Annotated in this window: 17 protein-coding genes and 1 pseudogene; 10 read left to right on the forward strand and 8 right to left on the reverse strand. The window is 39.0% G+C overall.

Annotation, left to right across the window (positions count from 1 at the left end):
- Nucleotides 1–36: 36 nt before the first annotated feature.
- Both lptG and lptF read right to left on the reverse strand, forming a co-directional pair.
- Nucleotides 37–1,101 carry an LPS export ABC transporter permease LptG gene (gene lptG, locus EOK74_RS04465; protein ID WP_133468718.1) on the reverse strand — a complete coding sequence of 355 codons (1,065 nt, stop codon included), beginning with the start codon at nt 1,099–1,101 and terminating at the stop codon, nt 37–39.
- Nucleotides 1,094–2,203, reverse strand: a complete 1,110-nt coding sequence (gene lptF / locus EOK74_RS04470) for an LPS export ABC transporter permease LptF (protein WP_133468719.1) — start codon at nt 2,201–2,203, stop codon at nt 1,094–1,096. Before lptF ends, lptG begins: the two co-directional genes overlap by 8 nt.
- Before the next feature lie 264 nt (nt 2,204–2,467).
- Between lptF and pepA the strand changes: the two genes are divergently transcribed.
- The 5 genes from pepA (at nt 2,468) to EOK74_RS04495 (ending at nt 10,523) form a co-directional block, all read left to right on the forward strand.
- Nucleotides 2,468–3,973 (forward strand): leucyl aminopeptidase, encoded by a 1,506-nt coding sequence (gene pepA, locus EOK74_RS04475; RefSeq protein WP_133468720.1) that lies wholly within the window; start codon nt 2,468–2,470, stop codon nt 3,971–3,973.
- Between the two features lie 31 nt (nt 3,974–4,004).
- The gene (locus tag EOK74_RS04480) at nt 4,005–4,472 is read left to right on the forward strand and encodes a DNA polymerase III subunit chi (RefSeq protein ID WP_133468721.1); all 468 of its coding nucleotides are present in this window, start codon (nt 4,005–4,007) and stop codon (nt 4,470–4,472) included.
- Nucleotides 4,465–7,317 carry a valine--tRNA ligase gene (locus tag EOK74_RS04485; protein ID WP_133468737.1) on the forward strand — a complete coding sequence of 951 codons (2,853 nt, stop codon included), beginning with the start codon at nt 4,465–4,467 and terminating at the stop codon, nt 7,315–7,317. The genes EOK74_RS04480 and EOK74_RS04485 overlap by 8 nt, the downstream gene beginning before the upstream one ends.
- Before the next feature lie 156 nt (nt 7,318–7,473).
- Entirely contained in the window at nt 7,474–8,922 is a 1,449-nt protein-coding gene (locus EOK74_RS04490) for a bifunctional metallophosphatase/5'-nucleotidase (RefSeq protein ID WP_476704076.1), read from the forward strand.
- Complete coding sequence (locus EOK74_RS04495; RefSeq protein WP_133468722.1) at nt 8,919–10,523, forward strand: diguanylate cyclase; 1,605 nt, start codon at nt 8,919–8,921, stop codon at nt 10,521–10,523. The genes EOK74_RS04490 and EOK74_RS04495 overlap by 4 nt, the downstream gene beginning before the upstream one ends.
- Here the strand turns inward: EOK74_RS04495 and EOK74_RS04500 are convergent.
- Together EOK74_RS04500 and EOK74_RS04505 are read right to left on the reverse strand one after the other, a co-directional pair.
- Entirely contained in the window at nt 10,520–11,077 is a 558-nt protein-coding gene (locus EOK74_RS04500; RefSeq protein WP_133468723.1) for a DUF3016 domain-containing protein, read from the reverse strand. The two genes, EOK74_RS04495 and EOK74_RS04500, sit on opposite strands and share 4 nt — an antisense overlap.
- Before the next feature lie 48 nt (nt 11,078–11,125).
- A complete protein-coding gene (locus EOK74_RS04505) occupies nt 11,126–11,488 on the reverse strand; it encodes a hypothetical protein (protein ID WP_239024012.1) in 363 nt (120 codons plus the stop codon).
- 256 nt (nt 11,489–11,744) lie between these two features.
- Between EOK74_RS04505 and ccoG the strand changes: the two genes are divergently transcribed.
- The 5 genes from ccoG (at nt 11,745) to EOK74_RS04530 (ending at nt 16,744) form a co-directional block, all read left to right on the forward strand.
- On the forward strand, nt 11,745–13,184 hold the full coding sequence (gene ccoG / locus EOK74_RS04510; RefSeq protein WP_133468724.1) for a cytochrome c oxidase accessory protein CcoG: 1,440 nt from the start codon (nt 11,745–11,747) through the stop codon (nt 13,182–13,184).
- Nucleotides 13,181–14,146, forward strand: a complete 966-nt coding sequence (locus tag EOK74_RS04515; RefSeq protein WP_133468725.1) for a serine/threonine protein kinase — start codon at nt 13,181–13,183, stop codon at nt 14,144–14,146. The genes ccoG and EOK74_RS04515 overlap by 4 nt, the downstream gene beginning before the upstream one ends.
- 261 nt (nt 14,147–14,407) lie before the next feature.
- A complete protein-coding gene (locus EOK74_RS04520; RefSeq protein ID WP_205964514.1) occupies nt 14,408–14,836 on the forward strand; it encodes a type 2 periplasmic-binding domain-containing protein in 429 nt (142 codons plus the stop codon).
- Between the two features lie 14 nt (nt 14,837–14,850).
- Nucleotides 14,851–15,963 (forward strand): porin, encoded by a 1,113-nt coding sequence (locus EOK74_RS04525; RefSeq protein WP_133468726.1) that lies wholly within the window; start codon nt 14,851–14,853, stop codon nt 15,961–15,963.
- 151 nt (nt 15,964–16,114) lie between these two features.
- On the forward strand, nt 16,115–16,744 hold the full coding sequence (locus tag EOK74_RS04530) for a thiol:disulfide interchange protein DsbA/DsbL (protein WP_133468727.1): 630 nt from the start codon (nt 16,115–16,117) through the stop codon (nt 16,742–16,744).
- A 79-nt stretch (nt 16,745–16,823) separates the two neighbouring features.
- Here EOK74_RS04530 and EOK74_RS04535 read toward each other — a convergent pair whose 3' ends face one another.
- The 4 genes and pseudogenes from EOK74_RS04535 to EOK74_RS21320 all read right to left on the reverse strand — a co-directional run.
- The gene (locus tag EOK74_RS04535; RefSeq protein ID WP_133468728.1) at nt 16,824–19,190 is read right to left on the reverse strand and encodes a DNA polymerase II; all 2,367 of its coding nucleotides are present in this window, start codon (nt 19,188–19,190) and stop codon (nt 16,824–16,826) included.
- On the reverse strand, nt 19,190–19,963 hold the full coding sequence (locus EOK74_RS04540) for a GGDEF domain-containing protein (RefSeq protein WP_133468729.1): 774 nt from the start codon (nt 19,961–19,963) through the stop codon (nt 19,190–19,192). Before EOK74_RS04540 ends, EOK74_RS04535 begins: the two co-directional genes overlap by 1 nt.
- Nucleotides 19,964–20,172: 209 nt before the next feature.
- Nucleotides 20,173–22,746, reverse strand: coding sequence for a glycoside hydrolase family 3 protein (locus EOK74_RS04545; protein WP_239024013.1), 2,574 nt, complete (start codon nt 22,744–22,746; stop codon nt 20,173–20,175).
- Nucleotides 22,747–23,002: 256 nt separating this feature from the next.
- A pseudogene (locus EOK74_RS21320) lies at nt 23,003–23,089 on the reverse strand (DUF3718 domain-containing protein); the annotation flags it as partial.

A 23,089-nucleotide genomic window follows, 5' to 3' on the forward strand; every position in this document is an offset into this window, starting at 1 on the left:
GTTACTAAGGGTCACGTAAGTAATGTGGTACAGTGCTTACGTCCTTCGCAATAAATAGATTGAATACATAGCAAATACGAAGCTTGGCAGAGCCGCACCTATAAAGGGTGGAAATTGGTAAACACCACTAAGGGTGCCAAACACTTCATTACTCACAAAAAATCCAAATCCAGTTAATACCCCCAGAATAACCCTTGCTCCCATAGTTACACTTCTAAGGGGACCAAATATGAAAGACAATGCCATAAGCAACATAACTCCCACCGAAACAGGTTGCAGTATTTTACGCCACAAAGCTAACTGATACCGGCTAGGATCTTGGCTACTATTTTCTAAGTAATTGACGTACTCAAACAAACCTTGAATTGACAGTGCCTCTGGTTTAACAGTAACAACACTCAATTTATCAGGCGTAAGAGTGGAATCCCACACACCTTTTTCTAGTTCGGTATAAGTAACCTTTTGCTGCTCCAAATAGGTATATTGCACGTCTTCTAGTTTCCACTGTTGCTCTTTGTAAATGGCTTGCTTGGCACTGGTAATTTGTTTCAGTACCAAGTCATCATCGAATTCATAAATTTTAATATCAATTAAGGTATCTCTGTTCAACACTTGATCTATGCTGACAAAATTTTCACCATCTTTTGCCCAAATGGTCCGATCTGAAGCAAACAAACTCCCACCAGATATAGCTTGAGTACGTATTTCTTTGGCTTTCGTTTCTGTTATGGGCGCTACCCATTCTCCAATAGACATAACAAATAGCACCATTAAAAGCGCAGATTTCATTGCAGAATTGACAATATTCCAGCGACTTTGCCCAGCAGATTGCATCACCACTAATTCACTATTGCTGGCTAGGACGCCTAACCCTATTAATCCGCCAATTAAAGTCGCCATGGGAAAGAACTGTTCAATTTCTCGAGGTAAACTTAATAATACGTAGATACCGGCTACAGTCATGTCGTAACTACCTTTACCTACTTGACGCATTTGTTCAATAAACTTAATTAAAGCACTCAAACCAACCAAAACACTTAAACTCATTGCTGTAGTGGTTAACAATGTCCTTGCAATGTAAAAGTCTAAAATTTTAAACATTGGCATTACCCTTCAATCCTGCTCTTAACTTGATCCCTAATGGTCGTCCTTTAACAAGTAATACCCAGCCTATAAAAAATAGAATGCCATGGACCCACCACAGACCTAATTGCTGGGGTATAGTCCCTTCTTCTAAGGCTTTACGGCCAGCCATTAACATTAAAAAATACCCTAGATATAACATCAACGCAGGGAACATCTTTCCAAAACGACCTTGCCTTGGGTTAGCAGCACTTAAAGGTACAGCGATTAGTACTAAAAATGGTAAAGATAAAGGAATGGCAATACGCCAATGAAGCTCCGAAATAGCATCTAACGAAGGATCTTTAAGTAAATCAATGGTTTTATAGGCACTTAACTTTCGCCGTTTCTTTTCAGCCTGTTGTTCAGCAATTTGAATTTGATATTCGTCAAACTCAACCACACTGTAGTCTTGCTGACCAATTTTACCTTCGTATTGCTTACCTTGATTCAATATTAACTTTTCAGAACCATCAAGCTCTTCTTTAACACCACCCGTTTTTGCGTACACAATTCGCACATTCTCTAGTTCTGAATCACTATCTCGCTGTGCTAAAAAAATTCTTTTTAAAGGCTCCTCACTGCCATCAATATCATGTACAAAAACAACGGCCTGTTGGTTTGCTGTTTGTTGGAATCTCCCAGAAATAAGACTCGTCAACCCACTTTTCGCACCAATTTCTTCTTCAAGTTGATATTGGCTTTCCACTGAGTAGGGGGTTAACCACAAGGTAAAGAACGCGGTAATCATAGACATAAAAATAGCCAGCACTAGCATCACTCGAGTGATGTACCATTCACTAATTCCGCAAGCGCGCATTACGCTCATTTCACTGTCAACATATAACCTACCATGGGCTAACATGATCCCTAAAAATAGGCTCAAGGGTAGAATTAGCGACGCTAACACAGGTGTACTAAGGGCGAGAAAACCCAAAACTAGACCTGCAGGAATATCGCCATCTGAAGCATCGGCTAATACTCTAACGAATTTTTGAGTCACAAAAATTGCCATAAGCAACAAAAAAATAGCCGTTTGAGACTTTAGGGTTTCTTTAACTAAATAACGGAAAATCAGCACAATACATCCATAGAAAAGTAGTATTTTTAGTGGCACTATACGAAATTTTAAGTAAACTTAACGTTTTCACAAGTTTAATTTATGAATAGCCTATTTTTAAGGCCCTAAGCCAAGGTAACCTTTACAGATTATGTATGGCTGACATTAATTTTACAATAATATCACTACATTACCCAAACCTCGCTTATTTTTATTAATAAGTTTAGGAAAACTCAACAGTTACAGGTGGTGTGGCTCAATCAATTTATACAATAAGGAATGACAGTGGAATTTAGTGTTAAAAGTGGCAGTCCAGAAAAGCAACGTAGTGCTTGTATTGTGGTTGGAGTGTTTGAGCCAAGGCGATTAACATCAGTAGCAGAACAACTAGATAATATCAGTGAAGGTTATATAAGTAACCTTTTGAGGCGTGGTGATTTAGAAGGTCAAGCAGGCCAAATGTTATTGCTGCACCATGTACCTAATATTCTAAGTGAAAGAGTCTTACTAGTTGGCTGTGGCAAAGAGCGCGAGCTAGACGAGCGCCAATACAAACAAATTATCTCTAAGACAGTAAAAAAACTGAATGAGACAGGCTCAATGGAGGCCGTCAGCTTTTTAACTGAATTACATGTAAAAGGCAGAGATACCTACTGGAAAGTACGCCAAGCAGTTGAAGCTACGCAAGATTCTTTATATACATTTTTGCAGCTCAAGACCAAAAAAGGTGAATTACGCCGCCCTCTTCGTAAAATAGTATTTAACGTTCCAACACGCAGAGAGCTTTCTATTGGCGAACGAGCATTGGCCCATGGCTTGGCCGTAGCAGCCGGGTCTAAAACAGCTAAAGATGTGGCCAACATGCCGCCGAATATTTGTAATCCCGCATACTTGCTGACGCAAGCTGAACAATTTGCCGAAGTGTATCCAAACCTCACTGTAAGCTCAGTTAATGAAAAACAAATGGATGACTTAGGTATGCATACCTATTTGGCAGTAGGCCGAGGGTCTGTTAACGAGTCCATCATGACGATTATGGAACATAATGGCGGCCCAGCAGATCAAGCTCCTGTGGTGCTTGTTGGTAAAGGCTTAACCTTTGACTCTGGTGGAATTTCCATCAAACCAGGGGAAGCCATGGATGAAATGAAATATGATATGGGTGGCGCTGCGGGAGTGCTTGGTGCCATGCATACAATTTCTGAATTAAACTTACCTATCAACATTGTTGGGGTGTTAGCTGGATGTGAAAACATGCCAGATGCTAATGCTTACCGCCCAGGAGACATACTAACGACTATGTCTGGGCAAACGGTTGAAGTATTAAATACCGATGCAGAAGGGCGCTTAGTGTTATGTGATGCCTTAACCTATGTAGAACGTTTTGATCCTGAACTGGTCATAGATGTCGCCACCTTAACAGGAGCTTGTGTAGTCGCTTTAGGGAAACACGCCACTGGCGTTATGAGTAACCATAACCCACTAGCCCATGAATTAATCAACGCCTCAGAACAAAGCGGAGATAAAGCTTGGCGCTTACCTTTATGGGATGAATACCAAGACCAAATTGAAAGCCCCTTTGCCGATATGTCTAACTTAGGTGGTAGACCTGCAGGCACCATCACGGCAGCATGTTTCTTATCTCGTTTTACCCGCAAATATAATTGGGCACATATGGATATCGCAGGAACCGCTTGGGTAGGGGGTAAAAATAAAGGCTCTACTGGTAGGCCGGTACCTATGCTGTCACAATTCTTAATGAATCGAGCTGGCATAGAAACCGAAGACTAGCCCTAAAAACCAGATTAAGGCCATTTACAAAATGTCTAACGTCATGTTTTATCTACTTGATGAAACTCAAGAAACACTTCAACAGCCGGCGCATTTTACGCTGGCTTGTTTGTTAGCAACCCGTAGTTACCGACAAAAACAAAAGTGCATTGTGTACTGCCAAGACCAAATCCAAGCAGAAAGCTTTGATGAGCTATTGTGGCAATTACCCAATGATGCTTTTGTCCCTCACAATCTAGCTGGAGAAGGGCCTGTTGGTGGCGCACCGGTAGAAATATGCTGGCAAACGCCAACTCAATTCAATCGCCCCGTTCTAATAAACTTATCTGATACTGTTCCGGCTTTTCACCAAAAGTTTAGACAAGTCATTGACTTTGTACCTGCATTAGAAGCCTTAAAAGCGCAGGCCAGAGAACGTTATAAACAATATAGAGCCGTAGGTAATCAACTTGATACATTACCTGCCTCAAGCATAAATGAGACACAGAACCATGGATAAAACCTTTAACCCCCATAAAATTGAACAAGAAATTTATAAAAATTGGGAGGACAGCGGTCAATTCAAACCGTCTGGTGAAGGCGAGCCTTATTGCATCATGATCCCACCACCTAATGTTACGGGTAGCCTACACATGGGCCATGCATTTCAACAAACTATTATGGATTCTTTAACCCGCTACAAACGTATGTGCGGTAACAATACACTATGGCAAGTAGGAACAGACCATGCAGGTATCGCAACTCAAATGGTGGTCGAGCGTAAATTAGCAGCTGAAAATCAACCAACTCGTAAAGAAATGGGCCGAGATGCTTTCATTGAAAAGATTTGGGATTGGAAAGCAGAATCAGGTAACACTATTACCAATCAGATGCGTCGTTTAGGAACCTCTGTTGATTGGGATAGAGAACGCTTCACCATGGACGAAGGTTTATCTAATGCGGTTCAAGAAGTGTTTGTGCAGTTATATTCAGAAGACCTTATCTATCGTGGCAAACGGCTCGTTAATTGGGATCCTAAGTTACACACTGCCATCTCAGATTTAGAAGTAGAGAACAAAGATAAAAAAGGCCATATGTGGCATTTCCGTTATCCATTAGCTGATGGAGTGAAAACTTCTGATGGCAAAGGCTATCTGATCGTTGCCACTACTCGTCCTGAAACTGTTTTAGGTGATACAGGCGTGGCAGTTAATCCAGAAGATCCCAGATACAAGGATTTGATCGGTAAATTTATCGAATTACCTTTGGTTGACCGCCGTATCCCCATAGTAGGTGACGAACATGCTGATATGGATAAAGGCACTGGTTGCGTGAAAATTACGCCAGCCCATGACTTCAATGATTATGAGGTAGGCAAGCGTCACGAACTTCCTATGATAAATATTTTGACTTTCACTGGCGAAATTCGTCAAGTAGCTGAAGTATTTGATACCAATGGTGAAGCCAGTGACGCATTAAGTGCAGATTTACCTGAAGTCTTCCAAGGATTAGAAAGATTTGCAGCACGTAAAGCCGTGGTCGCTAAATTCGAAGAAATGGACTTATTAGAAGAGATCAAAGATCATGATTTAACTGTACCCTATGGTGACAGAGGCGGCGTGGTCATAGAGCCAATGCTGACTGATCAATGGTATGTACGTGCAGCACCGTTAGCAAAAGTAGCGACAGAAGCCGTTACCAATGGCGATATCCAATTTGTACCTAAACAATACGAAAATATGTACTTTTCTTGGATGAACGATATTCAAGATTGGTGTATATCTCGTCAACTATGGTGGGGACACAGAATACCTGCATGGTATGACGAACAAGGTAAGGTCTATGTGGGTCGTGATGAAGCACAAGTCCGTGCAGAAAATAACTTATCAGAAGGTGTAAAACTCACACAAGATGATGACGTACTCGACACTTGGTTTTCATCTGCTTTATGGACATTTTCCACACTAGGCTGGCCAGATAACACCGAGGACTTAAAAACCTTTCACCCTACCGATGTGCTAGTTACTGGGTTCGATATCATATTTTTCTGGGTAGCCAGAATGATCATGATGACAATGCACTTCATCAAAGACGAAAATGGTAAACCACAAGTCCCCTTTAAAACCGTTTACGTTACTGGCTTAATTCGAGATGACGAAGGCAATAAAATGTCTAAATCTAAAGGGAATGTTATCGACCCCTTAGATATGATTGATGGCATTTCATTAGATGATTTATTAGCAAAACGTACCGGTAATATGATGCAGCCTAAAATGGCTGAAAAAATCAAAAAGCAAACTTCTAAACAATTCCCAGATGGTATTGAGCAACACGGTACAGACGCTTTACGCTTTACATTAGCCGCCCTAGCCTCCACAGGCCGTGATATAAACTGGGATATGAAACGTCTAGAAGGTTACCGAAACTTCTGCAATAAATTGTGGAACGCTAGTAACTTTGTATTAATGAATACCGAAGAACATGATTGTGGTTTTAACCCAGACTCAGCTATGACACTATCTCTCGCAGACAAGTGGATCATCGGCCAATACCAACATACAATTAAAGCTTACCGTGAGGCAATGGACACGTATCGCTTTGATATTGCAGCAAAAATCATCTATGAATTTACTTGGGATCAATTCTGTGGCTGGTACATAGAGCTTACAAAACCAGTATTACTAAAAGGTGATGAACAGCAACAAAGAGGTACACGCCATACCTTAATAGTAGTGTTAGAGTCACTGCTTAGATTAATGCACCCCATCATGCCGTTTATTACTGAGACTATTTGGCAAAATGTCTCCGTCTTAGCTAATTGCCATAGTGCAACCATAATGAACCAAACTTATCCTGAGTACGACAAATCTAAGGTCGACGCTGTTGCTATGGCAGATTTGGAGTGGGTCAAAGGGTTTGTTGTAGCTATAAGAACCATACGCGGAGAAATGGACATTGCACCAAGCAAACCGCTTTCTGTATTAATACGTAATGCATCAGATGAAGATATTCGACGACTTCACGAAAATAATATTTTCCTGCAATCCATAGCTAAACTAGAAGCAATTACTCCTATTCAAGAAAGCGAAGATACACCCGCTTGTGCCACGTCGTTATTAGGCTCACTTGAGATAATGATCCCTATGGCAGGACTTATCGATAAAAACGCTGAATTAACACGAATTGCAAAAGCTTTGGATAAACTAGAGAAAGACTGTGCGAGAACACAAGGCAAACTCAATAACGAGAAATTTGTTAGCAATGCCCCTGATGCAGTCATAGATAAAGAAAAAGCTAAATTAGCTGACTTTAGTATGCAAATAGATAAGTTAAAGGAGCAACGAACTACAATAGAATCTTTATAATGAGATTATTCTAGTGTGAATAATCTCATTTTGAGTTAAATAATAGGTAAAACAATTAGTATGTTTTGGCGTAGAAAGGATAGCTTAACTTTAGCAATAATCTTTAGGGAAATTTTAAAGTTAATTACCCTATCAAGCTTACTTATTATAAGTAGTGTGTTGTCCGTAGTTGCAGCAGAAAAAAAGCATTTAACACTGGTTTATGCTGGCAACATGCCTGATATTGGAATAAGTACCTATGGTACTTATTCCAATCTTGCAAGTTTATTAGATACTCTACGAGCCGGAGAAACCCCCACAATATTTGCTTTTGCGGGCGGAAGTTTGGGGCCAAGCCCTTTGTCTAGCTTAGATAAAGGTTCGCATGTTATTGATATTCTCAATACCCTAGAACCAGATTTAATGACGCTAACCAAGCGTGAGTTTAGTTACACTGAAGACGAGCTAACTTTACGCTCCTATGAAGCTGCTTTTCCTCTTGTCTGTAGTAATATTTATGACCCACTCACACTCAATAATTTAGAAGGAATCTCTTCAACTTATATTGCTGAAAAAAATGATATTAAAGTAGGGTTTATTTCCATTCTTGATGAAGAAGTCGTGACAGAGTATCTACTCAAAAGACTCCAAGTGATTGAGCCTCGCGAGGTAATTCAGCGAAGAATTGCATTTTTAAGAGCTCAAAAGGTAGATTTAATTGTCTTAACCTACGCCAAAGATCGAGACTATTACCACACCCTATTAGCTGAAAATCAAATAGACTTTGCATTAAGAGTACTTCCAACTTCTGAGCAAAACTCCGCGTTTCAGCAAGCGAGTAAAATATATTCTGTCGCCACTAGAGCTCCATTTGTGCTTCTCCAAATACATTGGGAAGCAGACTCAGAAGATAAAAACTTAACCATTGATGTGCCTAAGCTGAACAGGACTTCCTTGCCAGAGAATCCAACCACGTCATTACTAGTTAAAAAATATAATCAGAGGCTTAAAAGATTACTAAACCAACAAATCGGCGTGTGGGGAAATCAAATTTATACTTCAAGAAACTTAGTCAGAACACAAGAAATACCTTTTGGGAATTTAGTGGCTGACTCCATAAAAGATTACCTACAAACAGATATAGCGTTTGTGAATGCTGGAGATTTTAGAGGAGATAAAAGTTATAACAAAGGCGATCCTATTACCCGTCACGATGTCATAACGGAACTTCCTTTTAGAAACACCATCACAGGCCTATTAATCACTGGAGAGCAAATAAAAAAAGCGCTAGAACATAGTGTTAGTCAGATACAAGACATCAACGGCCGATTCCTACAAGTATCCGGGTTATCATTTACTTACACACTTGAAAACCCAGTCAATGAAAGAGTACAGACAGTATTAATCAATAAAGAACCCATTATCCCCTCAAAAACCTATACTTTGGCCATCTCTAATTACTTAGCGAATGGAGGTGATGGTTATGATGTATTTTTGCACACAAAACGCCAGCAAACGAATAGCCAAAAGCAACCGTTAATTTCCGAAGTTGTGACACGCTCAATTCAACGACAACAATATATTTCTCCAAGAACTGAGAATAGAATTAAGCGAATAGTGAAATGATAACGCCTTTGTCAAACAACGCCCATCGAATCTCGTTAGTCACTGTATTTAGTTTAGGGTTTATGAGCATCATGTTTGTATTCATTCTGCTAAGCTATTTCACGTTTTCTAGGCTTCTCAGTTTTGAATCAACCTTAACAAAAGTGTCAGAAACCTCTTTGCCACATATAATCAAAATAAACCAACTTCACACTCAAGCTGCAACTTTATTAGAGTCGACCGACATTTTATCTCAATCCTCTTCAAATGCATCTAAGCGTTTAGCAAAAAAGCAATTACAAAGTAACTTACTCAATACTCGTAAAGCGGCAAAAGAAATATTCAAAAATGAATTTTTAGATACGCAACTCAATACCATTGCAGTAGAACTAGAGGAGTTCTCTGAATTGATAGATGAACGCCAAAAAACCAGAGACAATATCGAGTTGTTAAGGGGTCAGCTATACGAGCTCAACGAGCAGGTTGTCAGCATTAAAGACGATACATCTGCTAACTGGACTTTGATATTCTCCCAAGCCATTGTAAATGTGGGAAAAGCATTAAATGAAAATAAACTTCAACAAGTTAGGTTTTTATTTAAACAATTAAAACAACAACTTAATAGTATTTATGAAGACAAAAATACGGGTATAGAACAACAGTTAACAAGTAAACTAAAAAGCTTACTGTTTGGTGAAAGTGGCCTAGAAGTATTAAAAATACAATCTTTACGTTTAGCTGGTCGAACAATAGGAAAAGCTAATTTTGTTCAAAGTCTAATTCAAGATTATGTTACTCAACTTGGTTTTGTTACCAATGAAACAGAACAACGGGTCTCTCAACAGGTGTCTTCTTCAGCAGTTGAAACCCAAGAGCAAACTCAACTCATAGGACTGATTTTAATAGGTGGCGTTGTATTCTTATTCATTATCTCGTTTGTATTTCAGCAACGAGTATTGAAAAGGATCAGTATATTCAATCAAATTGTACTGACTAAAGCCCAAGGGAATGATCATCACACCCAATTATATGGTAACGATGAAATCACCGATTTAGCCAAAACGTTCAAAGAGTTTACGCAAACTATTGAGTTACAAAAAGAAAAGCTTGAACACCTTTCTATGTCGGATGGGCTAACTGGCATCGCAAATAGAAGGGCTTTAGACATTCGATTAAAACATGACATAGAGCTAGCTATGAGAGAAAAATACAGCGTGTCTGTATTACTCATGGATATAGATAACTTTAAACTCTTTAACGATAACTATGGGCACTCAGCTGGAGATAAATGTTTAAAAGATATATCTAGAATAATTAGTGAAGCATTACAAAGAGAAAGTGATTTCGTAGCAAGATATGGAGGCGAGGAGTTTATATGTGTATTACCACGTACATCAATAGAAGGCGCGCAAGAGCTAGCAATACATATTATTAATAAATTGAAGGCCGAAGCACTACCCCATCATTACAGCGATGTCTCTAAACACGTGACACTAAGCATAGGTATAAAAACCACTTCAGCTAATGAATCAACCACATCCGAATTATTAATAAAACAAGCTGATGAAGCTTTATATGCAGCCAAAAAAGCAGGTAAAAACCGGTATAGTTTATACGGTTAACTATCGGCTTCAGATATACCTTTCTCCATAACCTTTTGCGTTATTTGCTCACTAAATTCTTTATCAAACCAACGCTTCAACATGCTTTTTTCATACCCCAGAGTGTCACGTCTAAAGCGGTGATTTGTTCGACTCAGAAAAGACATATCTTTTAAATCAACATCTGCTCCCTTAAGGATTTCGCCTGTGTTAGACATCAATTGATAATTAAAAGTCATCCTAGGAATATCTACATCTTTAATCACTCTGATGTCAGAAGAACCACGTCCTAAACCAGTAAAAGAAGCAGGCCAAACTTGTCCAGCTAAGTCTAAATCAGTCACAGTCATTAACAACTTACTACCATCAGGTAATTTACTACTCAACTCTTGTAAATATGCATCAAGTTTTTTAAAGGTAGATTCTCTAAATTGTTTTCTAGACTCAGAAGCCGGCCTCACATCTCGGTATTTTTCTGGGTTTTGCCACTGAACTTCTACTTGAGTCGCAGCCATAAGTTGAAAATTTGTAATCAATACAATTACACTCAAACATGTTGCCATTGAAGTCTTCATTATTCCCACTCCTCTATAGAATGAATAACAACCCGAGCTAAATAAAAATCAATATTTATCAAGGATTCCGGTACGAACAATTTCACCACATATATATTGTAGCGTAGCGCCGTAAATGTAGGGATTCTTGTCATTACTTTGACAGTAACGGAGATTAAAGTTTCCTAAGGCTGACATATTTTCAGTAACATCAAGCAAATAATCTTTTTGATACTCGCGCAAATTTTGAGTGTGGGGCCTTATTTCTTCTCTAAAGCTTTCCAATTGTTGTTTCTCAACAATTAAAGACGCTTCAAACATCCAATCGGCCATTTTTTTTTGGATATCAGCAACCCAAAACTGCACAAAAGGCGTCCGTAGAATTATCACTACCGCCAATATTCCAAATGCGCCTATAAACCATCGAAACATTATGCCCACACCACAATCAATAAAAAAATTAATATACCACTATATTAAACCGACATCACTTAACAGGTAAATAACTAATGGTGACATGAACTTAACGAGTAAAAATGAAAAAATATCACCTGCTTTATATCAATTTAATATTAATACTAAATTTAAAATTCCTGATGGGCATCAAGCAGGGTTAATTAGATACTGGTATACTTGATCTGAAAATTGCCTCAGTGCTTTTGCTTTTCTATTTTCTAAGGATCCACAAATGAGTGAGCGAATTCCCGTTAAAGATATCTCACCAGTAAAAGTTCATCAACCTGATAAAAACAAACATGACAATAGTTATACCCCCCGTAGCCACATATATGTAAGAGCGGTTAAAGGGGCGTTAGAGAATGTTCGACGCTTTTTTGGATTATTCTTTTTAGGTATTTTTGCTATTTTCCCTTGGATTCAGTATCAGGGACACCAAGCTATTTTGCTAGACATTGGCGCTCAAAGGTTCAATATTTTCGGTCTCACCTTATGGCCTCAAGATTTAACATTACTGGCTTGGATATTAATTGTCGCTGCCTTTGCTTTATTTTTTGTCACTGCATTTGCAGGTAGAGTATGGTGTGGTTTTATGTGCCCACAAACCACATGGACATTTATTTATATTTGGTTTGAGGAGGCCATAGAAGGTAGCCGCAATAAACGAATGAAACTTGATCAAAGAGCTTGGGATTTTGACAAGTTTTGGCGCAAGACTCTAAAACACTTTGCTTGGATAACAGTAGCATTATTAACCTCGTTAATTTTCGTTGGTTATTTCACTCCAATAGACCAGCTGTTCATTGATTTTTTCACATTTTCCAGCAGTTTTTGGGCCACAGCTTGCGTATTGTTTTTCACTTTATGTACCTATGGCAATGCAGGTTGGATGCGTGAAATCATGTGTACTCACATATGCCCCTATGCACGTTTTCAATCAGCCATGTTCGATAAAGATACCTTTACCGTCGGTTATAATACGACAAGAGGAGAATCAAGAGGGCCTCGGGGTCGTAAAGCGACCCGCGAACAAAACCAAGATAAAGGCTTAGGAGACTGTATAGATTGCAATTTATGTGTACAGGTTTGCCCGACTGGGATCGACATTCGTAACGGTCTGCAATACGAATGCATCAACTGCGGCGCTTGTGTAGATGCATGTAATGGCGTTATGGAAAAAATGAATTACCCTAAAGGCTTAATAAGCTTCACTTCTGAAACTGAACTGGCTGGTGGTGTCACTAAAATTTTCCGTCCTAAGCTAATTGGCTATGCTGTTGTTCTACTGTTAATGTCTGGTTTATTAGTGTTTGAAATTGCCACCCGCTCACCTCTGGAAATAGATATAATTAAAGATCGCACTCCTCTCTACAGAGAAACAGGAAACGGTATGATTGAGAATATATTTACAATAAAAATTCTCAACAAGTCTCAAAATCCACAGAAATACACAGTATCAGTATCTGGACTGCCCAAACACACTTTAATAGGCACGCCAGAAGCAACAGTGGCAGGGGGCGAGCTATTTAACTTACCTATCAGTATCGCTATTAATCCTAATTATCTTGAAAAGACAGTCACTGAATTTCATTTTGAGGTAGATGCTGCCATCAGCTCAGAAGAAGTCATTCATGCTGAAGAAATCAGCAAATTTTTGTACCCAGACTTATGACCACATTTGACTTTTCAGGGCTAACCCCAGACCTAATTTTAGACGCCATTGAGTCCACTGGCATACGTGTAGAATCGGGGTTACTTGCCTTAAACAGTTATGAAAATAGGGTGTACCAATTTTTAGCCGAAGATAAAAAACGCTATGTGGTGAAGTTTTATCGTCCACAGCGCTGGAACCAATTACAAATTCAAGAAGAACATGACTTTGCAGCTGAATTAGCCGCGCACGAAGTTCCCATTGTGGCGCCTTTGACAATCTCAGGACAAAGCCTGCACATGTATCATGGCTATTTTTTTGCGGTTTTCCCCTCTGCAGGTGGCCGTCAATTTGAAGCCGATAATCTAGAACAATTAGAATGGATGGGACGCTTTATTGGGCGAATGCATGGCATTTCCCAAAGCTCGAGCTTTAAACACAGGCCTTCTATTAACATAGAGTCGCACCTTTTAATTCCAGCTAATGAATTGACACAAAGCACCTTAATCCCTGCAGATTTGCATCATCCATTCTTTACCATATTAGAACAGGTCATTGAGCTGACTAAAAAGCGTTATAATGATAGCACCCACATTCGACTTCATGGTGATTGTCATGCAGGTAATATTTTATGGAGAGACGGCCCCACTTTTGTTGATTTAGATGACTGTCGTTCAGGACCAGCGATTCAAGATTTATGGATGATGTTGTCTGGTAACAAGCAACAACAATTTATTCAGTTAGACACGCTTGTTGAAGCATACGAAGAGTTTTGTGATTTTGATCGTTCCCAGCTAACATTAATAGAACCTTTACGTGCAATGCGAATGATTCATTATATGGCTTGGCTCAGCAAGCGTTGGAATGACCCAGCTTTCCCCCAAGCTTTCCCTTGGTTTGCAGAAGGTCGATATTGGGAACAACAAATACTCGCCCTAAAGGAGCAATTTTCTGCCCTACAAGAACCCGCTCTCGAACTTTAGAAAACCTACACGACTAAAGTATAATAAAAAGCACTTATTAAGTTTTGCAATGTTAAACATTTACGACTACCTTACATAATAGTCCAAGTAAAACAGCTACTTACTATAAACCTACCATAGATACGATGGTATATTAAAGCATACTTTAAAAGCCCTATAGCAAGCTAATTTTTACTGGATAATAGCCACATCAAGTCGGCCCTCTAAAAACAATAATAAGCTGATGAGTATTTTTAATTAAATGACACATGAGAGTATTAAATGAACATAAAGACCTTTTCAAAAACACTCACTGGAATAGCCATAGGTTGTGCTATTTCATTCACTTCATTTGCTGAAGTAGTGGTTATAGTCCACCCAAGCAATGACGCCTCTTTTAGTAAAAAAGCAGTTCAAAGAATTTATCTTGGTAAAGAAAAGAAGTTTTCTGATGGTAAAGAAGTGTTACCAGTAAACCAAGTACCATCATCTGCAGCTAGAGAGTCTTTTGATTCAGACACATTAGGACGCAGTACGACCCAAGTAGCAGCTTATTGGTCAAAATTAGTTTTTACCGGAAAAGGCATACCGCCAAAAGAGCTAGACAATGATGCAGCGGTTATCGCCATTGTTGCCGAAAACCCAAATGCTATCGGATACATAGATAGCGCTTCTGTAACTGGTGCAGTTAAAGCCGTTTCGTTAAACTAATTGAGGACAAATTCATGAAAAAATTACTAACTATTGCAGCCCTAACTGCCACGACATTCGCTGCTAATGCAGAAGTCAGAATTAACGGTTTTGCCAACTTAATTGGCGGCATCAGTAACACAGAAGGTTCACCATATGGTTATGGCGAAGATTTAAGTTTCTCTGAAGAAAGCTTATTTGCAATCCAAATAAGCGGTGATATCAATGAAAAAATGACAGCGACAGGCCAAATTGTAGCAAGAGGTGAAGACGACTACTCTCCTAGCTTTGAATGGGCCTATATGACCTATGCTGCCACTGATAATTTAAGTATTAGTGCGGGTCGTTTACGCTTACCTTTATTTCGTTATTCAGCATCATTGGATGTTGGGTACTCATATCACTGGATAAACGCACCACAAGCAGCTTATGACGTCCCTTTCAATAACCTAGATGGTTTACGATTTGATTATAGTAACTATGCTGGTGATTGGGAGTATAACCTACAGTTAGCTTACGGTACTTATGAAAACACAACTGAGGACTACAGCGTCGAAGGGAATGACGTTGTTGTGGCAAGTGCCGAGCTAACTTATGAATGGCTAAAATTAAGAGGTGTTTGGGGTACATCAAACACAACTTTAAACCTATATGCTTTAGAAGATACTTTCGCGACTCTCGAAACAATATTGCCAGCTGATTTTTATGACTTATATGTGTCAGAAGATGACCGTGGCTACTTTATTGGTTTAGGTGCTGAAGTAGATATGTTCGATTGGTTTATTAGCGGTGAAATAACTAGTGTTGATACACCAGATGCTTTTCTAAGAGAAGATATTGCTTATTATGTGACTGCTGGTTTAAGAATGGGTAAATTTACACCATCTATCACTTATGAAGTAAAAGAAAGCGACGATGACTTTAAGTTTACTGAGCAAATCAGTGCACTACCGTCAGCTGATCTACAGGCTTCACTTTATGGCATTCAGACTTTGTTAGATGATGATTTAAAAAACATAACTCTAGGTCTAAGATATGACTATGATACTAATATCGCGCTTAAGGCTGACGTATCAAAGTACACTGACGACTTAAATGAAGACAATGACGCTACTCTTGTTAGATTTGCAGTAAACTATGTTTTCTAAGTTCTAAAAAACGATTGATTAGGCCGCTTTATAGCGGCCTTTTTTATGCTTTAACAAGAAAAAATAATCACATTGCCTTACAAAGTCCTATCGGATTTTTTATACAGCTATGCTAACCTGCGGCTAGTTTTAAAATTTTTAGTGGAATATTATGAAAAGAATATTATTAGTACTTAGTTTAATCTTGTTTATCCCCCTTAACGCTGCAGCCCAAGCAAAATGGCAAGAAGGCGTTCACTACAACGTTATTGCTGAGAAAGCGACTGAAAAAAAACAAGTAATGGAATTTTTCTCTTTTTGGTGCCCCCACTGTTTTAGCTTTGAACCACTAGTTAAAAGCATGAAAAATAAATTAGCTGACGATGTAGATTTCAAAAAAGTGCACGTTAACTTCATGGGCTTTACTTCTCCTAAAATTCAGGATGAAGCGACACGTGGCATGATGGTCGCGAGAGCTTTGAAAAAAGAAGAGCAATTAAACGGAGCCATTTTTAAATATGTACATGTGCAACGCTCTAAAATTACTAGCCTAAACGATATAAAAAATATATTTGTTGTTAATGGCGTTGAGCCAGCAGATTTCGATAAAATGGCATCTAGCTTCGGTGTAAACAGCCTAGTGCAAATGAATAACAAAAATATAAACCAATACCGCAAACACGTTAGCAGCGTGCCAAATTTCATTATTAATGGTAAATACCAAGCCGTTTTCAATAAAGATAGAAACCTAACTCAAGATGACATGGTTGACTTAGTAGTTTGGTTGTCTACCCAAAAGTAGACTGTATAGCAGTTACCAATAATTATTAGTGAGGGTGCCATTTGATGTAAATGGTGCCCTTTTTTGTATCAAGTGCTACTCAGAACAACCCAAGTTGCTGACCTGTTATCTCTTCAAACGAGACGCCTATAAATGGCAAAATACCCTCTGCTATAGGCCTAATTTGTTTTTCAATATAATGTTCATAGTCAATGGTACTAATTTGATACTCAATGGGCTCGGGTCCATTTATGGTTATTAAATAGCTAATCCAACCTTTGTTTTGATACTTCAGGGGTTTTCCCAAACTAGTATTTTTTTCATCGGCTATTCTTGCTGCTTTGACATGGGGTGGCACATTTTTTACGTACTGAACTAACTTTCGACGAATACGTTTACGATATACCAGTAATTCGTCATATTTCCCTTCACGGGTCCCTTGCACTACATCTTGTAAGTATTGATGTACATTTTCTTTAGCAAACACCATTTTATATAAAGTTAACTGGAACTGTTTAGCCAAAGGCGTCCAGTCTGAGCGCACGGTTTCTAACCCTTTAAACACTAACTCATCACCTTTCTGACCCGTTTTGACACCTGCATAGCGTTTTTTACTGCCTAACTCAGAACCGCGAATAGTAGGCATTAAAAAATCTTTAAAGTGGGTTTCAAATTCAATTTCTAATTCACACTCTAAAGCAAACTCCTCTTTTAAAACGGTTGACCAATTTTCATTAATCATTTTCGCTAAAGATTGACCCACATTTTTCGCTTCTTCAGTCGTAAACTCTCCGTCTAACCAAACAAATGTTGAATCTGTGTCACCATAAATAACTTGATACCCAGCCTCTGTAATCCATTTTGCAGTTGTTTGCATAATGTCATGACCTCGAAGCGTGATAGAGCTTGCTAACCGGGTATCGTAAAATGGGCACCCACCTGAGCCTAGAACACCATAAAAAGAATTCATTAATATTTTGATAGCCTGACTACGAGGTGCATCATAATTCTTTTTAGCTTCATCTCTTTGTTTCCACAAAGACTCGATTATATGAGGTAAAAAATGTTTATCTCGACTGAATTTGCCACCGCGATATCCTTCTACTGCATCTTCTGGAGACTTTAAGCCTTCAACTAACCCCAAGGGATCTATTTTAAATGTACGGATAATAGAGGGATACAAGCTTTTAAAATCCAAAACCAACACGTGCTCATATAAACCAGGTTTTGAATTCATCACATAACCACCAGGGCTTGCGAGACCACCATCTACTGGGCGATTAGGAGCGATATAGCCAGCTCTGTGTAATTTGGGCAGATACAAATTTACGAAGGCGGCAACCGAGCCCCCCATTCGGTCTAATTCAAGTCCTGTGAGCTGACTTCGAAGCACTAAAAAGTCCAGTACTTTAGTTTTTTCAAATATATCTAAAACAAGCCGACAATCTTCAAGGTTATATTCAGCCAGTTTAGGTTTATTGTGTAGAAAATCATGCTCAATATGAGCAAGGCGATTATCAACATCTTCAGTCTTTTTGCCTCGACCTAACAACTCTTGAGCAACACTTTCAAGACTAAAACTATCAAATTGATAAGTCGCTGTTTTTAGGGCTTCAATTCCATCTATTACTAATCGCCCAGCAATTGTCACAAAACCTTTATAACTATCATTACGAGCATCTCGCCATGAAACACTCTGTCCGTCACGACCTATATTTAATACTACCCCACACACCTCTGCACGCTGCAGTAGTAACCTGAAATCAAAATTGACTATATTCCAACCTATGATTAAATCTGGGTCAAAATGATTAAGCTGCTCTACAAGTTTTAGCAATAGCTGTTTTTCATCTGCAACCCAAGTAATCCATTCTGGTGCGGACTCTGGCTCTCCTATCATCAACACGGATTGGAAATTGTCACTCGCTAAACCAATCGAAAACAAATGTCCTCTTTCACTGCACTCTATATCTAAAGATAAAACCTTAAATTTAGGGACAAATTCACCGGGCTTACAATTTATATCAGTTAAAGCAGTACTAGCAGCCTTGTTGATATCTGAAGTATGTAAGTGTCCAATAAATTTTGCGCTGCCGTATACAAAACGCTCCATTAAAAACCTGTCGGTTAGTCTTATATCAGCTTCAAAATGAGATAGCTGATGGTGTTTAAGTAGCTTTCTAGCCTGGAAAAAGGTGGATAAAGTATCAAAGTACACACCTCCAACCTGCTGATGTTTAAAGGTAGATATCTCTAAGGACTTATAACTATACTTAATACCGCTGGCGTAAAATATCTCACATATTTCTGTTTTATCTGCCTGAAGCACAAAAAATAAGGCTTGTTGAGGAGGTGTAGTTGCTCTAACGGGGCCCGCTTTTGTCAAAAACCAAAAGTCTAAATAGGTTTTACCCTCTCTATCAAATGTGTTCGCTGTTAGCACAAACCCATCTAAAATTTCAGACATTACAAGCCTGATTCATCTGAACGATCACACACTACCACAATATTTCTACTGTTCTCTTTGGCTCGGTACAAGGCAGTGCTGGCTAATTGCAACATAATATCTGAGGTGTCGCTTTCCTTATATTCGCAGATACCTGCTGAAAGGGTCACATCTAAATCTGGCATATTGACCTTTTCACTAACCTCTCTCATGGCTCTGCGTAAATGTTCTAATGCTAAATAGGCTTTATTTCTATGAGTATCGGGCATTATTATTAAAAACTCTTCTTCACCAATCCGCCCTAATAAAAACTCTTCAGAGAGGTTTTCAACACACAGCTCTGAAAACAATTTAAGTACTTTGTCCCCAGTGAAATAACCAAACTTATCATTAATTTGTTTAAACCAATCAATGTCCACTAGCGCCAGAGACAAACTTTCACCACGAGCTTTAGTTTCAGTTAACTGTGTCTCAACACATTCTAAAATTTGCCTCCTATTCATTAAACCTGTTAAGTCATCGATTGTTGCTAACTTCTCGAGTTTACGAGCTAACCGTCTGTTTCTAATTGTTTGCATCAGTAACATAGTAATGACTGTAATTAACAACATAATGCCAATCAAAATGTACCAGTTCCGAGTACCTGAAAGTTCTTCCGTAATTAATGCTTGTGCACTCACCCTATCTTGGTAACTGAAGAATACAGAGGTAGTAACAAAAACTTGATAAAACGTATAAGGATAAAGATACTGAGTGAATTTTATACTAGACAGACTGAATGACAGGTTTAACAAAGAGCTTTCCTAAAAATTGAAATTAAAACGCCATCATAGTAACAATTTTACTAACCATGGCTAGGGCTGTAGAGCTCTATTGTATTTTATTTGTAGCTAGTTGTGCAGTATTCAAACTGATGAGTTTGTTTAATAGAAAGTGCAGATGTAGCATTGAAAAAACTCTTCTTGGCTTTAAACATTAAAACCAAGAAGAGCACGTTATTTAGTTACAGAGTACAAGTACTGCCTGGCGTACCTTCAACTATATTAATTGCACTTAATTGTATAGATAACCCAGCATCTGAACTAAGCAAGAAAGGTACGTTTACTTCGTTTAACTTAGACTCGTCAGCTATAAAACAACTGATATCCATTTTAGCTGTGTGCCATTCAGACATTGTCTTACTTTTTAGAGCCTCAGTAATATCAAACTCTTTGGCACATTCAAGACCACAGCCTAGGGATAAATTCACCTCAGCAGCTGTATGCACCAAGACATTATAATCAAACTCAATGGCCATACCACCAGACGCTTTTTTACTGAGGTCAACAGGGTTACCTTGAATCGAAACATTACCTTGGCCAGTCCAGTTAACCTGGACTATATCTTCTTGTGCTTTAAAGTCTTTTGCTTGAATTTCAACTGTTGATTGTGAGCTGATTTGATGGTTTGAACTCACTTGAGTATTACCACCAGCATCATTCAACACCAAACGCCAGGGTTGCACAGGATCGCCTGCAAATAAGAAGTGACTATCGTTTACTGTACTTAAAGAAGGGTCAATCTCTTCATTTAATAGCTCTAGATTTTGACTGTCATTAATGGATAAACCATAACCATAAGCAAAAAGAGGATCATATTCAGCATTACCAATATTAAGCTCTGCATCAAGGGGATCCTTAGGCCATGAGAAAGACAAACGCCCAGTGAAATCATATTGGGTATTTCCTTGAGCATCGGTAAATAATAAATCTGCAATACCAGCCCCTTCAGTACCTGGCAACCATGCTGCAACGAACGCATCGGATGCATTAAGCTCCGGATTTACCCACATAGCACGACCAGATAAAAATACCGCGACGGTTGGGATCCCTTGGGCTTTATAAGATTTCAATAGTGCTAAGTCTTCAGTGGGTTTGTAATCTAAATCAGTCACATCCCCTTGAAACTCTGCATATGGCTGTTCGCCAAAGACAACAATCGCCACATCCGGCTTTTCATCAAAACTACCATTTTCACTTAAGGTAGCAACACCGCCGGCACTTTGTACTACATCTTCAATACCTGCGTAAATCGAATCAGCATTAGGAAAATCAGAGTTTTTATTACCCGTACCCTGCCAAGTTAACGTCCAACCACCTGATTGTTGGCCAATATTGTCAGCGCCAGCCCCCGTAACTAACACTTTACTCTTAGGGCTTAATGGCAGAATATTATCGTTGTTTTTCAACAAAACTAAAGATTTTCGCACCGCATCACGAGCTACCGCTCTATGCTCAGCTGCCCCTAACAATTCGTACTTACCAGCATATGGGCGCTTTGACGGAAGGCCGGCTGTAAATAAACCCGCTCTGAATTTTACCCGTAAAATTCTAGACACAGCTTCATCAAGTCGTGCTTGGCTAATTTCACCAGACTTAACTTGCTTTAAGGTATTGTGGTACAACTGCTCCCAACTATCAGGCGCCATAAACATGTCTAAACCAGCATTCATGGCCTGAGGACAAGACACATTGCTACATCCAGCAACTTGCCCATGACCATTCCAATCACCCACTACAAAGCCATCAAAACCTAATCTATCCACTAAAATATCGTTCAGCATTTGACGGCTACCATGCATTTTTCTACCATGCCAACTATTAAACGATGCCATAACAACTTGAGCGCCATGCTCGATAGCAGGTGGATACCCTGCCCCATGTATATCACGCATTACCGCTTCGCTTACATAGGTATCGCCCTGATCTTTACCATCCTTAGTGGAACCATCACCTAGAAAATGCTTAGCATTTGCCAACAAATGGCCATCACCCAAAAAGCTATCGGTATTAGGCACCCCTTGAATACCTTCCACCAAAGGACCTGAATATTTAGCGACAACTTCTGGATTTTCTGAATAACTTTCGTAGGTGCGGCCCCACTTATCGTTTTGAACCACAGCAAGCGTAGGGGCAAACGTCCAATCGATGCCTACTACTAATATTTCTTTAGCGGTAATAGAACCGATATTTCGCATCAAATCTAAATCATTTGTAGCCCCTAAGCCTATGTTATGGGGAAAAATTGTCGCTCCTAAGACATTATTATTGCCGTGTACTGCATCAATACCCCACAAAGCTGGAATAGCAACACCACCATCAGATGCATCAGTAGAGGCCAACCAAAATTCATCAGCTAACTTCAGCCATTCTTCAGGGCTTGCGTGATTATTCCCATTAGGCGCACTATTTCCACCGTTCAGTATCGATCCTAAATGATAATGGGTAACCTGTTCTGGAGTAACAGATGCAATATCCGCTTGAATAACTTGCCCTACTTTTTCTTCTAAAGTCATTTTTTCAAGTAGTGCAGCAATTTTCGCTTCTTGCTCAGCACTGCGCTTAATGGGTGAATCAGATTTTGGCCAGTTGTTAGGATCAACCTTGATAGCACTAATGTTGGGGGCTAGCTGAGGAACAACTTGTTCAGACGGAGCTCCACTATCTGAGTCAGAACAACCAGTGAGAGCCAATAAAAGAGAGATAAGTATGGTAGTTTTTGCTACGAAAGTTTTTTTATTTAGATTGATTATCCGCAAGTCAAAGCCTTTAAGTTTATTTAGTTAAATGGAAACGATTTCATAAAAATAAACAAACCCAACACAATAATCAATTTAATCCATCTAAATTTTTTAATCTAACTTCTAAACTGAAGTTAAGTAGCAATAGATTTCCTCTCAAACAGAAAAAACGACCTCATATGAGGTCGCTTTCAAAGTAACTTACATCAGTAAAAGTAAGTTACTCTCCATGTTGAACTGGGAGTTCAAGAAGCAACAAACTTTTAAGTTTTAGTTAGATGCGATCGTTTAATACAGCAACGATTGGAGAAGTCGCTAGGCCATTCTCTGAAGCCCAATCTAAAACCGTTTTACCATCTTT

The sequence above is a fragment of the Paraglaciecola marina genome, from assembly GCF_004360155.1.
GTDB lineage: Bacteria > Pseudomonadota > Gammaproteobacteria > Enterobacterales > Alteromonadaceae > Paraglaciecola > Paraglaciecola marina.

What these genes read in the sequence shown, in the direction of transcription:
- EOK74_RS04480 (WP_133468721.1), top strand. Translation starts at nt 4,005, where the DNA reads ATGTCTAACGTCATGTTTTATCTACTTGATGAAACTCAAGAAACACTT.
- EOK74_RS04535 (WP_133468728.1), bottom strand. Translation starts at nt 19,190, where the DNA reads ATGTCTGAAATTTTAGATGGGTTTGTGCTAACAGCGAACACATTTGAT.
- EOK74_RS04485 (WP_133468737.1), top strand. Translation starts at nt 4,465, where the DNA reads ATGGATAAAACCTTTAACCCCCATAAAATTGAACAAGAAATTTATAAA.
- EOK74_RS04520 (WP_205964514.1), top strand. Translation starts at nt 14,408, where the DNA reads ATGAACATAAAGACCTTTTCAAAAACACTCACTGGAATAGCCATAGGT.
- EOK74_RS04495 (WP_133468722.1), top strand. Translation starts at nt 8,919, where the DNA reads ATGATAACGCCTTTGTCAAACAACGCCCATCGAATCTCGTTAGTCACT.
- EOK74_RS04505 (WP_239024012.1), bottom strand. Translation starts at nt 11,488, where the DNA reads ATGTTTCGATGGTTTATAGGCGCATTTGGAATATTGGCGGTAGTGATA.
- EOK74_RS04530 (WP_133468727.1), top strand. Translation starts at nt 16,115, where the DNA reads ATGAAAAGAATATTATTAGTACTTAGTTTAATCTTGTTTATCCCCCTT.
- lptG (WP_133468718.1), bottom strand. Translation starts at nt 1,101, where the DNA reads ATGTTTAAAATTTTAGACTTTTACATTGCAAGGACATTGTTAACCACT.
- EOK74_RS04525 (WP_133468726.1), top strand. Translation starts at nt 14,851, where the DNA reads ATGAAAAAATTACTAACTATTGCAGCCCTAACTGCCACGACATTCGCT.
- ccoG (WP_133468724.1), top strand. Translation starts at nt 11,745, where the DNA reads ATGAGTGAGCGAATTCCCGTTAAAGATATCTCACCAGTAAAAGTTCAT.
- EOK74_RS04500 (WP_133468723.1), bottom strand. Translation starts at nt 11,077, where the DNA reads ATGAAGACTTCAATGGCAACATGTTTGAGTGTAATTGTATTGATTACA.
- EOK74_RS04515 (WP_133468725.1), top strand. Translation starts at nt 13,181, where the DNA reads ATGACCACATTTGACTTTTCAGGGCTAACCCCAGACCTAATTTTAGAC.